At 46.3% G+C, this 14824-nt stretch carries 12 protein-coding genes; 3 read left to right on the forward strand and 9 right to left on the reverse strand.

All coding sequences use genetic code 11. The features are described from left to right. Positions 1-285: 285 nt before the first annotated feature. From putP to K0I73_RS07165, 9 genes are all read right to left on the reverse strand, one after another. Complete coding sequence (gene putP / locus K0I73_RS07125) at positions 286-1737, reverse strand: sodium/proline symporter PutP (protein WP_220063791.1); 1452 nt, start codon at positions 1735-1737, stop codon at positions 286-288. Between the two features lie 140 nt (positions 1738-1877). Beyond that, positions 1878-2582 (reverse strand): DUF3379 domain-containing protein, encoded by a 705-nt coding sequence (locus K0I73_RS07130; RefSeq protein WP_220063792.1) that lies wholly within the window; start codon positions 2580-2582, stop codon positions 1878-1880. Beyond that, positions 2575-3138: a sigma-70 family RNA polymerase sigma factor gene (locus K0I73_RS07135; protein ID WP_220063793.1), complete on the reverse strand. Its 564-nt coding sequence runs from the start codon at positions 3136-3138 to the stop codon at positions 2575-2577. Before K0I73_RS07135 ends, K0I73_RS07130 begins: the two co-directional genes overlap by 8 nt. An 86-nt stretch (positions 3139-3224) precedes the next feature. Beyond that, positions 3225-4892, reverse strand: coding sequence for a BatD family protein (locus K0I73_RS07140; RefSeq protein ID WP_220063794.1), 1668 nt, complete (start codon positions 4890-4892; stop codon positions 3225-3227). After that, positions 4886-6892: a vWA domain-containing protein gene (locus tag K0I73_RS07145; protein ID WP_220063795.1), complete on the reverse strand. Its 2007-nt coding sequence runs from the start codon at positions 6890-6892 to the stop codon at positions 4886-4888. Before K0I73_RS07145 ends, K0I73_RS07140 begins: the two co-directional genes overlap by 7 nt. After that, a complete protein-coding gene (locus K0I73_RS07150) occupies positions 6889-7893 on the reverse strand; it encodes a vWA domain-containing protein (protein ID WP_220063796.1) in 1005 nt (334 codons plus the stop codon). Before K0I73_RS07150 ends, K0I73_RS07145 begins: the two co-directional genes overlap by 4 nt. After that, on the reverse strand, positions 7881-8384 hold the full coding sequence (locus K0I73_RS07155) for a DUF4381 domain-containing protein (RefSeq protein WP_220063797.1): 504 nt from the start codon (positions 8382-8384) through the stop codon (positions 7881-7883). Before K0I73_RS07155 ends, K0I73_RS07150 begins: the two co-directional genes overlap by 13 nt. Next, positions 8385-9314, reverse strand: coding sequence for a DUF58 domain-containing protein (locus tag K0I73_RS07160; RefSeq protein WP_220063798.1), 930 nt, complete (start codon positions 9312-9314; stop codon positions 8385-8387). It lies immediately after the preceding gene. After that, positions 9314-10270 carry an AAA family ATPase gene (locus K0I73_RS07165; RefSeq protein WP_220063799.1) on the reverse strand — a complete coding sequence of 319 codons (957 nt, stop codon included), beginning with the start codon at positions 10268-10270 and terminating at the stop codon, positions 9314-9316. Before K0I73_RS07165 ends, K0I73_RS07160 begins: the two co-directional genes overlap by 1 nt. Positions 10271-10681: 411 nt before the next feature. On the opposite strand from K0I73_RS07165, the gene fadI reads away from it, so the two are divergent. The 3 genes from fadI to K0I73_RS07180 all read left to right on the forward strand — a co-directional run bounded on the left by fadI (position 10682) and on the right by K0I73_RS07180 (position 14548). Continuing rightward, positions 10682-11992 carry an acetyl-CoA C-acyltransferase FadI gene (gene fadI, locus K0I73_RS07170; protein WP_220063800.1) on the forward strand — a complete coding sequence of 437 codons (1311 nt, stop codon included), beginning with the start codon at positions 10682-10684 and terminating at the stop codon, positions 11990-11992. A gap of 4 nt (positions 11993-11996) precedes the next feature. Beyond that, on the forward strand, positions 11997-14117 hold the full coding sequence (gene fadJ, locus K0I73_RS07175; RefSeq protein WP_220063801.1) for a fatty acid oxidation complex subunit alpha FadJ: 2121 nt from the start codon (positions 11997-11999) through the stop codon (positions 14115-14117). Between the two features lie 230 nt (positions 14118-14347). Then, entirely contained in the window at positions 14348-14548 is a 201-nt protein-coding gene (locus K0I73_RS07180; RefSeq protein WP_220064470.1) for a hypothetical protein, read from the forward strand. Positions 14549-14824 lie beyond the last annotated feature (276 nt).

Here is a 14824-nt window from a genome sequence, read left to right on the forward strand (position 1 = left end):
TCGCGCCATACTAGGGTTGCAGTGACTCACTAACAACTCCGACCAGATGTTATTTATTGTTGGTTTTATGTTAAAGGGTGCACCCTAAAAACAAACTGGTTGGAGCAGATGTTTTCTGTTGGCTTAGCAGCTGCAGTATCAGGGGTTTTCAGGGGCTTAGCTAGATTTTACAAAGGTTAATTACTTGTAAATTTCCTTGGTTATAGTAAAAAAATTAAAGTATAAAAAATAGCGTACACTTGTACGCTATTTTGCTTTTTCGACTTTTTATACTCAGTTGGTTAATTAGAGTTTATGGCTGAATTGTTCAAATTGAACTTGAATATCGTCGCTGGGTTTTGACAACAGACTTATTACTATTCCCGCTATGGTCGCAAATACAAAACCAGGCAGTATTTCGTAGAGTTCGAATATGCCACCAGTCGCTTGTTTCCATAAGACCACTGTCAGAGCACCGATGAGAATAGTGGCCACAGCACCATTTCGACTATAGTGTTTCCAAAACAATGACAATAGCACCACAGGGCCAAATGCGGCGCCAAAGCCCGCCCAAGCGTAACTGACTAATCCTAATACGCTGCTTTCTGGATTTAGCGCGATGATCCCTGAAATAAGGGCAATGGCCAGTACGCCGATGCGACCTACTAACATCAGTTCTTTGCTGCTCGCTGTTGGCCGTAACCACTTCTTGTAGAAATCTTCGGTAATAACACTTGAGCAAACCAGCAACTGTGAATCTATGGTACTCATGATAGCCGACAGAATCGCGGCAATAAGTAAGCCACCAATCCAAGGATTAAAAGCGGCATGTGCTAGTTGAATAAACACTGTCTCAGGGTTAGCGATAGGTTCACTAGTAAAATAGAGGCTGCCTGCAAGACCAGTTGCTAGCGCGCCAATAAGCGCTACTATCATCCAGCTCATGGCGATACGCCTTGAAACCGTTAGATCGTCGGCGCTGCCGATGGCCATAAAACGAGACAAAATATGGGGTTGCCCGAAATAGCCAAGCCCCCAAGCGAGCAGAGACGCTAAACCAATAACTGTGGTGTTTTCACTGAACATGGATAGCATCGCAGGATCGAGTTCATGCAAGCCATTTTGTGTTTCTGGTTGGCTAAAAATTGCAACAGGGACAATGAGCAATGCTATTAGCATTAAACAACCTTGGAAAAAATCGGTCCAACTTACCGCGAAAAAGCCACCAACGAAGGTATAAGCCACGATAATGGTTGAGCCGATGATCAGTGCCAATGTGTAATCTAGGCCGAAGACTTTTTCAAATAAGATGGCGCCGCCAACCATGCCAGATGATGCATAGAAGGTAAAAAAGACTAAGATAGTAACGGCCGATACGAGTTTGAGGAGCCCTTGCTTATCGGCGAAACGTTTCTCAAAGAAGTCAGGTAAGGTGAGGGCGTTATCGGTAAACTGTGTATAGATCCGCAGACGTTTAGCGACAAATAGCCAATTGAGCCATGCGCCGAACACCAGTCCAATCCCTATCCATGCTTCACCTAAGCCTCCAAGATATACGGCACCTGGTAAGCCAAGCAGCAACCAACCAGACATATCCGATGCCCCAACGCTAAGCGCGGTCACCGCTGGTCCCATTGAGCGTCCGCCCAAGATATAATCATCGACAGAATCAGTTGCCTTGTATGCCCAAAGGCCAATCCCCATCATTAGGATGAGATAGCCGAAAAATGTAATTAAAATCGGTAATTCAATAGTCATGCGTAAGCCGTTTTATTGTTATGGTTTGGTGTGAGCCCGCTATGCTAGCAGAAGTTTGAGCGCTATCTCAATAAATCTAGAGGGTGTGATGAAGTTCTAACCTGTGGCAAAGGTGGCGACTGCCACAGGTTGTGACGTTCTTAGATGAAAGACTGTTTAATTTCGTCTTTTATGTTGTCAAGATCTGTGTGGTTTTCGGCGACTAGTAACATATATGCATTATCAGCGGAAAATCCGACTCCTTGATAACGGTTGTCAGCAAAAGCCTCCTCTAAGATCATTCGCTCCTCCACAGGTACAATAAATAGGGTGACCTTACCTTTTTCCCCCTGCATGACTAGGTGAATACTTTTCACTCCTTGGAAATCGCAATAGGTGCTAAACAGGACTCGACCCGGTTGTTCGATAAAACGGGCATTAGGCAAGGTGCCCATCGAGGCTAGTTGGGTATTAATGGTATCAAAACTGATATCATCTTCCATCTGCATCGCGACTTTTTCATGATAAACATGCGCTAATGCATGTTGACCGAGATCGACAGGTCCAAGGCGTAGCAAACTAAAACTGATGCCTGCGATAAATGCAATTGAGGCAACCAAAGCTAGCGTGACCCCCGTCTTACGACGCTGCACTTGATGTTGGTGTAGTTGCTGGTTTAACAATAGTTTGGCTTCTAGCCCTTCGGGAACATCAACTTTTAACGCAGATTCAAGTTGGTCATCTAAGCGTTTTAAGTCATTCACAAATGCTGCACGTTCTTTAGATTCACGCATGGCTTGTAAAAAATCCACATCGTGACTATTTGGATTTTCATAGGCCTCTCGGCGGAATTTGAGCTCATCCATTAGAGCGCCCCCTAGTTTGCGTGTTATCAAGTAATTCTTTGAGTTGGTTACGTGCTCTAAATAAGCGAGTCATAACCGTATTTCGATTGAGTTCTAAGATGTCGGCGATCTCTTCACCGCTAAATCCACCGATGACTTGTAAAATGAGCGGCTCTCGGTATTCAACTTCGAGCCTACTGATCTGACGGCGGATAAAATGCTGCTCCAGTTTATCGTCGCTTGATAATGATTGATTATCTTCAAGTTCAGACTGTTCTACGTCGGAGTAATCGAACTGTTTTCGTTCAAACCTCCGCGCATTCTCGCGGCGTAAAATAGTGATTAACCACGCCTTAGCGGCCTTATCATCCTTTAGGGACTCTAAAGATTTCCAAGCCCTTAAAAAGGTCTCTTGGGTGATATCTTCTGCTATATGTTTGTCGCCACATAACCAATAGGCGTAGCGGAACAGATCGGCATGAAGTGCCCTGACAAGGCTATCGTATCGTCGTTGTTTACTTAGCATGTCATTATTGACCGAGGATTTTGGGTTTTTATTTCGCTTAAGGTTAAACATTTTTCACTCGAGATGATCCATAACGTCGGCAAGATAACAAAAAGGGGTAACGTTACGTTACCCCTTAATAATGATATTTAGCAAGCTTACTGATTAGGGTTGAGTGGCGCTAGGGCACTCTTAGCTGTTTGCTCAGGTTTTAACGGGGCTTGTTTAACGGCGTTGATTAGCTCGGTGGCATTTAAATTTATCTTGCTTTGGCTATAGGCGCTGCGTTGTAAGTCGGTGATGGCGTTATCTAGTGCACCATTTAGCGATGCGATATCCGTTAGGGTCATCGGCTTTCCATATCGCGCAGTAAAATAACCTTGTAAGGCGGAGAGAATCGCCCCTACGTCAGCCTTTTTACATGCCGATTCGAGTTGTGTTAACTCGCTTTGCTTGGCTGGTTTATTGCCTACATTTGACTTCGACTCCGCGAGCACTGCCACTGGCACCTTATATTGTTTACGCCAAAGGGTTAGCGTGACTAACCAAAGCAGAGCAAATAACGCAGTTAGATAAGGCCAAAAGCCAGCGGAACCATTAGTCACTTCCGTGGGGGAGGCCACTGTTGGTGATGCAATGTCAGGTGCACTGGTAGAGGAGACGACAGTGACCGTTCGCGCTGGTAAGGTCGCAAACTCCTGCTTGTTAGTGCGGCTGTTCCACCAAGGAATGGTAATTTCTGGGAGCGTGTATGTGCCTGCCTTTGTCGGAACTATTGCCGTGGTTTGTGTTAGCTGGGATACCACCTGTTTTTCGCGCACAAAGGTTTGTCGCTGTGGCTTTTCAGGGTAGCTTTTAAAGCTATTAGGGACGGGGAGTGTGATTTCTGGCAAGCTGGTATCGTCGGTATTAGATGCCAGCAAGCTAATATTTCGAGTGATAGGTGTTCCTACCTCAATACTGTTTTGCTTGCTGTTACTGTTAGCGTTGTTTTCAGGCCAGTCCTCTTTTAACACCACAAGATCGCTCACTAACCATTTTCCACGGAAAGATTCAGGGATAGGTAAAATCGTGATCTCATTTGGCGCGGCTTTGGCCTGCATCGGCCTGCTTTCATTAAAGGAGAACATTCCCCCTCGGCGCGACGCTTCAACTAGCACATCACCAGAAAAACTGGCACCTGAGAGTGCTAGGCTGCCAGGCTTATCGGCAATAATGCTGTAGGTTCGCTCGATAACGCGATAGCGACGGCCATCGAGAATTTCAGTTGTATCACTATCTTCGCCTAATTGCTTAAGCTGAGCTCCGTCAACATTTGGTGCACTCAATACCCCTCGCTGTAATTCAACAGCAAGATAAAGCTTAACTTTATAAGTAATTAATTGACCTACATAGGCTTCTTCGCTTGAAAGGCTAGAGCGGATGAACAGATTTTTCATCTGCTCTGGCTGACTGCCCGAAGCGGCAACCTGAAGCGCGATTGGATCTGAGCTGATATTGTCGATCGTGAGCGCGGGTATCGTAACAGTGCCTGTCTTTTTAGGGGCGAGTAAAATTTGCCAGCGGGTTTCCTTACTTGCATCAAAGTTCATGATTTGAGTGCTGCGGCTAACACTGGTACGACCCACAATAAAATCTTTGAGCAGACTGCTGGTATCGAGACTGCCGTTATCGACATCATCATCGGCTTTGATGGTCAGCACTAAATACTCTCCCTCAATCGCAGGATTTCGATCGACAGAGGTTTCTAGCTTAGTCAATGCATAAGCGGAGTTTGAGAGGCAAAGCGCCAATAGGAAAAGAGTTAAAAAATATCGTATTACCACTGTTCGCTATCCTTTGAAGTCACGCCCTGACGACGTCGTTTTTGGTATTCAAGTTGCATTTTGTTGCGCAGTAGCACTTGTGGATCGTCGATAACGCCTGTGAGTGCCCGCTGCATTTCTGGTGGTAGATCTTCAGGTGCAATGGCGTTGGTCATTGCCTGAACTTCTTCTTTAGACTCAGCAGCATTTTTTTCATCGGTGTCTGCTTGAGCTGCGGCCATAGATTGCTCGGTTTGCTGTTGTGAGTCATCGTTAGCCGCTTGTTCAGTATTTGTTCCTGCTTGTTGTTCTTGTTGCTGCTGTTCTTGCTGCTTAGACTGTTGCTCGGGATCCGCACTCATTTGAGCTTCGTTATCTTGCGGCGTTCCGTCCGCTTGCTGACTTTCATCAGATTGGGTATTTGCATCTGACTGACTCTTTTTGTCGTCATTTGTGTCATCTTTCTGCTGGCTTTGCTCATTTTTCTCTTGTGAGTCTTGTTGTGATGATTGGCTATCTTGGCCTTGTTGGTCTCCCGATTGCTGATCGCCACTCTGCTGCTCTTTTGATGATTGTTGATCATCGCTACCTTGTGACTGGTTTTGTTGACCCGAATTTTGTTGTTCCTGACTGTCTTGATTCTGTTGGGATTGTTGATTTTGATCGTCGCTATTTTGTTGCTGCTGTTTTAACTGCTTTGCCAGCGCCAAGTTATCTTTGGCTTCAGCTAAACGAGGATCCTTGGTGATAGCTTGTTCATATCGTTTGATCGCGCCGTCAAGATCTTGCAACTGCATCAAGCTATTACCTTGGTTGTATAAGCCTGTTGCAGAGTCATCTTTTTCGTATTTTTCAAGTGCTTGCTCATAATCACCATCGCGATAATGTGCTGCCGCCTGCCAGTTGGGATCACTAAATAGCTTGGCTGCCTGCTGATAATCTTGTTGGTTATAGGCTTCCATTGCTCGTTGATCATCGGTTTGCCAAGGATGTTGCCAGCTGTCGGCATAAGCGGGCGTAGGCGGCATGACCAGCATTAAGCAAGCCAATGCAGCTAAGGCATGTCTGAAGCTCATCAGCGCAGGGAAAAGCAATAAAATTGCGATATAAGGACCTAAGTCAAGCCAGGTTTCACCCTCAAGATCAGATGCCTTAGTGGACTGACTCTGCTCTAGCCACTGGTTAAGCGCGCTAAGATCGCCGCCATCGGCACGATAAGGATATAAGTTACCATCATTGGCGCTAGCGATTGTGGAGAGTTCATTGTGATCGGTTTTAGGGACCACAATTTGACTGCTGTTATCACGCATTAGCTGTCCATCGGGAAGGCGAATCGGCGCGCCTTGAGCAGTGCCAAGGGCAATAATTGATAGCCTGTATTGGCTATCACTCAATACTCGACTCGATTCATTGACTTGCTCTGTCGCTACGCCATCGGTGAATAAAATGATATCGCCGCGAAGGTGGCCGCCCTGAGCCAGTAAGCTTTTAGCTTGGGTCAGCGCGGCAGGGAGGTTAGAGCCTCTAACGGGCATAATTTGCGGCGACAGGGTAGGTAATAAGTTGAGCAGCGTTGACATATCTCGAGTGAGAGGGCTTATGGTAAAGGCATCGCCGGCATAGGCGACTAGTCCAGTTTCTCCCTCTGTGAGGCTGTTAATAAGGTCGGTTGCTTTAAATTTAGCCTGAGTTAATCGGTTTGGCGCCAGATCGGTCGCGTACATAGACAAAGACATATCCATAACGATAACTCGGCCTTGATTGGCCTCAAATACGGGTAAGCTTTGTTTGGTAAACGCAGGACCTGATAAGGCGATAACGGCAACCAACCAACTTAAGCTAATGGCATTGAGATTACTTTTCTTAGACTGAGCCTGAGTTGACACCAGTACTTTAGCTAAATGAGGGGCGATATAACGATTCCAGCTCGATTGCTGTTGTTCATTGCGTCGAAGTTGCCATAGCATTAACGCTAGTGGTATCAGCGCCAGTAGCCATTCGGGGCGTAAAAAATGGATCATAATGCTCCCCGTTTGTTAACGATCAAACGTGATGAAATAAAAGGAAGTTTTAGTAGCATCTGCAACACACTTATTATTAGCGCTGCGGCTAACGGAAAATAAAATAACTCAGACTGCGGACGATAAGTTAGCTGATCGCTGTTGGTCGGCTCGAGCTTGTCTATCTCTTGATAAATTTGTTCTAATTCGGCTGAATTACGGGCGCGAAAATAACGACCTTTGGTTGTGGTCGCTAATTGAGTCAACTGGGTTTCATCAAGATCCATCGAAGGATTGACTCTCTCGCGGCCAAACAGGGTTTGTCTTTCCATGACATCGGCGCCAACACCTATGGTATAGATGGTGATACCACGCTTGGCTGCGATCGCTGCGGCTTGTTCTGGAGAGATAGCGCCTGAGTTGTTTGAGCCATCGGTCAACAGAATCAATACACGGTTGCTCTCCTCGGTTTTATCGAAGCGCTTTACCCCCAGAGCGATAGCTTCGCCGATCGCCGTTTGCTTGCCGACTAAGCCAATTTGAGCTTCGGATAAAAACTGGGCGACGGAGCGTCGGTCTTGAGTCAGCGGCGCCTGCAGATATGCATGATCGGCAAACAAAATCAGGCCTAATTTATCGCCTTTTCGCCGTTCAATAAAGTCACTCATTACGTGTTGAACCATAGTAAAACGATCGACGGGCTTGCCATCGAGTACCATATCTTCAATCTGCATACTGCCAGATAAATCCACCGCCAGCATTAAGTCACGGCCTTTGCTAGGCAGCTCAATCACGTCACCAACCCATAGTGGGCGGGCGACAGAAAAAACTAATAGTGTCCATATGAGCCACTGTGGAACTTGACTTATCCGCGAGCTTTTATTGTGACCAACGGCCCCAGAATTCGCAACGCCAGGCATTTGCAGATGACCACTCACTTGGTTCTGCTCAGTCTGAGAGCGTCTAAATATCAGCGGTAGTGGCAATAACAGGAGTAACCAAGCCCAGGCTATTGTGAACATAACGCCTCCTTACCTGTGCTATTTTGTTTTAACGGTAGGGCGTTATTGAGCCATTGTTTCGCTGCTATTTTGAGTTGCTTTGCTTCAGCGGTAGTGAGCGCTTGTGCTTGATAGCGTTTAGCCAGCAATTTAGGCAGAGCATCGTCCATCTTGTTGTCTTGTCGCCTTAACCAAGCGTACCAGCTATCTCCATCGAGTGAGGCAATGTTTTCTCTCGGGGTATAACTCATTGCGCTGCGTTTGAGTAATGCATTGATTTCGATAGCCAGCTGCCTATGGCTTGTATCTAACTTATCTAGCTGCACAATTGCTTCACGTTTAGCAGCGCAGCGTCGATGACGTTTTATGAGCCAAAAAGCGCAGGCGACTATCGCTACTAATGTCACGGCCAATAGTAACCAGTAGCCATATGCCAGCGGCCATGTACCTATGGGTTCTGGTGGTTGGATATCTTTCATCGCAGCTAAGGCGGGATTGTTAGCCGTCTGCATCTATCTTAAGGCTCCAATCTGTTGATTTAAAGGCATTGCAGCACTGATGATCCTAGGTTGGGCGTTCAATTGATTCATCATATTGATAAAGTCTTGCTGCTGGTTTTGCTGACTAAGCAGCCAGCGATCATAACTATCGCGATTCAAAATAAGCTCACTATTACCCTCTTTTACCGGCAGCTGAAATTGTGCTGGCAGGGGGAGTTCTCCTTGCCTTAATGGGTCAGATATGAGGAATGCTCCAATATCGCAATGGCGTTTCAACTCGCTTAATGGTGCAAGACACTGAGGCGTGAAGTGAGTGCCGTCGCTGATGATCCAGATTAACGATCCGGGCTTGGCAATGCGTCGCAGGCGTTGGCATGCGCGGAATAGATGATCGGGTTCGTGTTGCTGCCGATTGAGACCATCAAGCTGTTGCTGATGCACGGTCTGTATTGCCGAGATCAACGCCAACATCGTGGTTTGGCGACTACGAGGTTTTAACTCGATATGCTGTTGCTCGCTAGCAATTAGGGCGCCTAGTCGGTCACCGTGTCCTACTGCGCTCCATCCTAACGTACTACCAAGATGCGCCGCTTGTACTGCTTGGAGCATCAAGCTTGAGCCAAAGTAGAGGCTATGGCTTAAATCGAGCAGTAAGAGGACGGGGCGTTCACGCTCTTCAACGAAAAGTTTAGTATGGGCTTTACCTGTGCGTGCCGTTACGCGCCAATCAATGGTGCGCACATCATCACCGCTTTGGTAATGACGTACTTCAGCAAACTCCATACCACGACCTTTTATCGTGCTGGCTCTATGGCCTGCAAGTGCGGCACGTGCTTTGGTGCGTCTTTGTGGTAGCGCTCTGGCGATATTCTGGCAGGCGAGTAACTCCTTTTGATTGAGTGATACGCCATCGGCAAAGAGTGGTAACTCGCTACTTAACATTAAGGCACCGCAACTTGACTAAGGATATAGTTGATTACTTGGTCGGCATTAACGCCTTCAGCTTGTGCTTGGTAACTGAGTAATAGTCGATGACGAAGCACGTTAGGCACGACTGCCTGAATATCTTCTGGCGATACATAGTCTCGCTCCATTAACCATGCCCGTGCTCGAGCGCAACGTTCGATAGAGATGGTGGCACGAGGACTGACGCCATACTCAAGCCAGCTGGCTAAGGTGTCGCTGTACTGCTGAGACTGGCGCGTGGCCATGACGATGTTGACTATGTATTGCTCTAGGGGCTCTGCTAAGTAGATCTCTAACGCTTCGGCACGTGCAGCAAATACTTCTGCTTGAGCAATAGGCGATACTTTCGGAATATCATGTGCTTTGGCTTCACTGCGAGAGAGTCTCATGATCTCAAATTCAGTTTCGGCACTGGGGTAATCCAAATTGAGATGCATTAAGAAACGGTCTAATTGGGCTTCGGGTAGCGGATAGGTCCCTTCATTCTCTAATGGGTTTTGGGTTGCCATGACTAAAAACAGCTTAGGTAATTGATAACTATGCTTACCCACAGTGACCTGACCTTCCGCCATCGCTTCGAGCAAGGCTGACTGTACTTTAGCCGGTGCGCGGTTAATTTCGTCTGCCAAAATTAAATTATGGAAAATCGGCCCCGCTTCAAATTCGAAGGTGGCGGTTTGGGCGCGATAGATATCGGTACCCGTTAAATCGGCTGGCAGAAGATCGGGCGTAAACTGAATTCGGTGGAAATCGCCTTCGACGCCATCGCTCAGCGCTTTGACCGCACGGGTTTTCGCTAAGCCTGGCGGGCCTTCAACCAGTAGGTGACCATCGGCTATTAGTGCTATCAATAAGTTTTCGGTGAGAGTGGGCTGACCTAAAATGACTTTGTTTAGGTATTCACGTAATGCATGAAATCGACTTAACGGCATGTTGCTACTCAATTTTATCAATAGTGTGAGCTGTAGACAGCTAAATAGGGTAAAAATTCATATAGGGGCAGCTTTGCTAATTTCAAGGTTGTTAAACCTCGCAAATTAATGTGAACCGCTGCTCCTCAATTCAAATTAGCAAATTAAGTTAGCATGCTTACTAGGGGATTTAAACCGATTAAGGGGGGTAAATTGGCTTTTATTAAACATTGTTAATCAACATCTTTTTGGATAATTTACCAGTAAAAACCAAACAGCTGTTTAAAACTTTGAAATAAGAAGTTAGAATCAGATCACACTTTGATGGTCTGACCTGTTGCTAGGTGATGATTTATGAGGCAGCAGTGTAAGGAAACAATAATAACTGCGCCAATAGCATAATGCTTATTCGGCGTAAAAAGAGGGCAAAAGATGAGTGATTTACAGCAAGTAACCAATGCAAAAGGCGATCGCATTGCGATTGTGATGGGGCTTCGAACCCCTTTTGCTAAGCAGGCCACTGCATTTCATGGTGTTTCGGCATTGGATATGGGGAAAATGGTGGTCAATGAGTTGCTATCTCGCTCTGAACTAGACCCTAAAGAGATTGAGCAGTTGGTGTATGGCCAAGTGGTGCAGATGCCTGCCGCGCCCAATATTGCCCGCGAAATCGTACTCGGAACGGGTATGAATGTTGCGACCGATGCCTACAGTGTGACTCGTGCCTGTGCTACTAGTTTTCAATCAGCGGTAAATGTCGCCGAATCTATCATGACAGGAAATATCGAGATAGGAATTGCCGGTGGCGCGGATTCATCTTCGGTATTGCCCATTGGCGTGTCGAAAAAACTGGCTCATGCGCTGGTTGATCTCAATAAGGCCCGTAGCTTTGGTCAAAAGCTCGCCATCTTTAGACGTTTAGGTTTAAAAGACTTGTTACCTGTTCCACCTGCGGTCGCCGAATACTCTACTGGGTTATCTATGGGGCAAACAGCAGAGCAAATGGCTAAGACCTATAATATTAGCCGCGCCGATCAAGACGCGTTAGCGCATCGTTCTCACTCTTTAGCAACTGAAACCTGGAATTCGGGCCATTTGCGTGAGGAAGTGATGACGGCACATGTGCCTCCATATAAGTCTTTTATCGATCGTGACAACAATATTCGTGAAAACTCATCTATTGATTCATATGCCAAGCTGAGACCCGCATTCGATCGTAAACATGGCTCTGTCACCGCGGCTAACAGTACGCCATTGACCGATGGCGCGTCAGCTGTGCTACTCATGAGTGAAAGCCGTGCTAAGGCATTAGGTTATCAACCGATAGGTTACATAAAGAGTTACGCGTTTACAGCGATTGACGTATGGCAAGATATGTTGATGGGACCATCTTATGCGACACCGCTTGCACTCAAGCGCGCTGGAATGGAGCTTGAGGATTTAACTCTGATTGAAATGCATGAAGCGTTCGCTGCCCAAACACTGGCTAACATGCAGATGTTTGCTTCTAAAAAGTTTGCACAAGAAAAGCTGGGCCGTAATCGCGCCATTGGCGAAATTGATATGGGCAAATTTAACGTATTAGGTGGCTCACTTGCTTATGGTCATCCATTTGCGGCAACGGGTACTCGCTTGATCACTCAGGTGTGTCGTGAACTTAAACGTCGTGGTGGTGGTACAGGGTTGGCAACGGCCTGTGCTGCTGGTGGTCTTGGCGTAGCAATGATTGTAGAAGTGGAGTGATCTCATGGAAAAGAGTTTTAGTTTAAATCGTCTAGAAAATGGTATTGCCGTACTCACCATGGATGTTCCTGGTGAAACAATGAATACTCTACGAGCCGAGTTTGGCCCTGAGATTTGTGAGATGCTTGCCGAAATCAAAGCAGATCAACATATCCGCGGTATTGTACTGGTTTCTGGTAAGAAAGATTCCTTCGTTGCTGGCGCCGATATCTCAATGTTAGCAGCATGCCAGACCGCCGAGGATGCTAGAGAGCTTTCAAAACAGGGACACGAAGTGTTCTTTGCCTTGGAGTCTCTGAATATTCCTGTTGTAGCCGCTATTCATGGTGCCTGTTTAGGTGGTGGATTGGAGCTGGCGTTAGCTTGTCATCAGCGAGTCTGCAGCGATAGCCCTAAGACAATGATGGGTGTGCCCGAAGTACAACTTGGATTACTACCTGGCGGTGGCGGTACTCAGCGTCTGCCTCGTTTGGTTGGTATTACTGCTGCACTGGATATGATGTTAACGGGTAAGCAACTACGCCCTAAGCAAGCATTAAAGATGGGCTTAGTTAATGATGTGGTTCCTGAGTCCATTTTATTGCAAACAGCGATTGAAATGGCGTTGGCTGGTAAGAAAGTACAGCCAAAGCGTAAGACGTCTTTAGTCAATCGTTTACTTGAAGGTACGCCTGTTGGACGTAATATCATTTTCGATCAAGCGCTAAAGCAAGTTAACAAGAAGACTCAAGGAAACTATCCTGCACCGGCTAAGATCATCGATTGTGTTCGGCAAGGGATGACGAAGGGGATGGTGGTCGGCTTAGATGCTGAAGCAAATCACTTTGGTGACTTGGTGATTTCTGCAGAATCTGAAGCGCTTCGCAGTATCTTTTTTGCGACCACAGAGATGAAGAAAGAGTCTGGTGCAGGAGAAGTTCAGCCCAAGCCGGTTAAAAAGGTGATGGTGCTAGGTGGAGGATTAATGGGAGGCGGTATTGCCTCGGTGACCACGACTAAAGCGAAAATTCCTGCGCGCGTCAAAGACATCAATGAAACAGGTTTAAGTAATGCGCTCGCTTACGCATATAAATTGCTGGATAAAGGGGTTAAGCGTCGCCATATGACGCCCGCCGCGCGTGATAATTTGATGTCTTTGATGACCACGACAACCGAATATAAGGGGATTAAAGATGCCGATATCGTTGTTGAAGCGGTATTTGAAGACTTAGCGCTTAAGCATCAGATGGTTAAAGATGTAGAAAGAGAGTGTAATGAGGATACCATTTTTGCTTCTAACACCTCTTCACTACCTATCTCGCAAATTGCAGAAGCTGCAGAACGTCCAGAAAATGTGATTGGTTTGCATTATTTCTCTCCTGTGGAAAAAATGCCATTGGTAGAGGTTATTGCCCATAAGAAGACCTCTGCCCAGACCATTGCCACTACAGTTGCTTTCGCCCGTAAGCAGGGGAAGACACCAATCGTGGTGCAAGATGGCGCTGGATTTTATGTTAATCGTATCTTAGCGCTGTATATGAATGAAGCCGCTAATCTGTTGCTAGAAGGGCAGAGTGTTGAGCATCTTGATAAAGCACTCGTTCAATTTGGCTTCCCAGTCGGGCCTATGACTTTGCTTGACGAAGTCGGTATCGATGTGGGTGCCAAGATCTCGCCGATATTGGAGACAGAGCTGGGTGAGCGCTTTAAGGCTCCGACTGCGTTTGACAAATTATTGGCTGATGACCGGAAAGGTCGTAAAAACGGCAAAGGTTTCTATCAGTACGGTAGTAAGTCGAAGAAAAAGTTGGTCGATGAAACTGTTTACACCGTTTTAGGGTTAACCCCCTCTTCTGCTGGTGATATGAAAGAGCTAGCTCAGCGCTGTGTTGTGCAGATGTTGAATGAAGCGGTGCGCTGCCTAGAGGAGGGGATTATTGCTTCTGCTCGCGACGGCGATATAGGCGCTATCTTTGGCATCGGTTTCCCGCCGTTTCTTGGTGGCCCGTTCCGTTATATCGATACATTAGGTGCAGATAAGCTGGTTGAGACATTAGATCAGTATGCCAAAGTTCATGGCAAGCGCTTTAAACCTTGTGACCGACTTGTCGAGATGGCGACCGCTGGTACTCGATTTCACGATTAAGTCACCTTTAATTGATCTTAACAATGCGGCAACATAATGCCGCATTTTTTTTGCCTGCAGGATATTGCTTGCCTGTTTTTTGTTCATTTTTAAGATGGTTTTAGGTATGATGCTGCGATATTTTATGCTTGCTTTGAACCTGAGCTGCTTCGTATTAGCTAGTCTGTGGTTGCAAGTCTTAGCCGATCGCTAAGTGAGTAAACTGGTATTTGTCGTTAAAGAGGTTATAAGTGATTGTATTTGTCGTCAGTATTTTGACCGTGAGCAGTGTGGTGATGGGGAACTTAGCCTTTAGAGCGGGTTTAGGTGTTAAGCGCTGGGCATTGTTAGGATTGGTGTTAGGCCCCGTAGGCTATCCCTTATTTTCGACCCATAAACGCTTTGCCATTAAACGAGCGCAAGGTAAGGGCGCTAGCCAAATCAACCTTTGAGTGGTAGTGATTTAATTTTTTAATCAATGGGTTAAGTTGATTACGTTACTTCAGGCCAATATAAAATAAAAAGGAGCGTATTCGCTCCTTTTTAAGTATCTACGATAGATAATCTTGATCGTTTTATCGTTTGCTTCAACTAGTTCCACCAACCCTTGGCTGGGATCACTTCTAAGTGATCTAAACCAGCAGGAAGTTGTACTCTCTTACGCTCTGGTTTGTGGTTAAGTCCAAGAGCTTTCTTTAATGAATCTAACATAATCATTCTCCTTAAAC

The organism is Shewanella mesophila, from assembly GCF_019457515.1.
Lineage (GTDB): Bacteria > Pseudomonadota > Gammaproteobacteria > Enterobacterales > Shewanellaceae > Shewanella > Shewanella mesophila.

Excerpts from the sequence above, each read along its gene's own strand:
- putP (WP_220063791.1), bottom strand. The coding sequence starts at position 1,737 with ATGACTATTGAATTACCGATTTTAATTACATTTTTCGGCTATCTCATC.
- K0I73_RS07130 (WP_220063792.1), bottom strand. The coding sequence starts at position 2,582 with ATGGATGAGCTCAAATTCCGCCGAGAGGCCTATGAAAATCCAAATAGT.
- K0I73_RS07135 (WP_220063793.1), bottom strand. The coding sequence starts at position 3,138 with ATGTTTAACCTTAAGCGAAATAAAAACCCAAAATCCTCGGTCAATAAT.
- K0I73_RS07145 (WP_220063795.1), bottom strand. The coding sequence starts at position 6,892 with ATGATCCATTTTTTACGCCCCGAATGGCTACTGGCGCTGATACCACTA.
- K0I73_RS07150 (WP_220063796.1), bottom strand. The coding sequence starts at position 7,893 with ATGTTCACAATAGCCTGGGCTTGGTTACTCCTGTTATTGCCACTACCG.
- K0I73_RS07155 (WP_220063797.1), bottom strand. The coding sequence starts at position 8,384 with ATGCAGACGGCTAACAATCCCGCCTTAGCTGCGATGAAAGATATCCAA.
- K0I73_RS07160 (WP_220063798.1), bottom strand. The coding sequence starts at position 9,314 with ATGTTAAGTAGCGAGTTACCACTCTTTGCCGATGGCGTATCACTCAAT.
- K0I73_RS07165 (WP_220063799.1), bottom strand. The coding sequence starts at position 10,270 with ATGCCGTTAAGTCGATTTCATGCATTACGTGAATACCTAAACAAAGTC.
- fadI (WP_220063800.1), top strand. The coding sequence starts at position 10,682 with ATGAGTGATTTACAGCAAGTAACCAATGCAAAAGGCGATCGCATTGCG.
- fadJ (WP_220063801.1), top strand. The coding sequence starts at position 11,997 with ATGGAAAAGAGTTTTAGTTTAAATCGTCTAGAAAATGGTATTGCCGTA.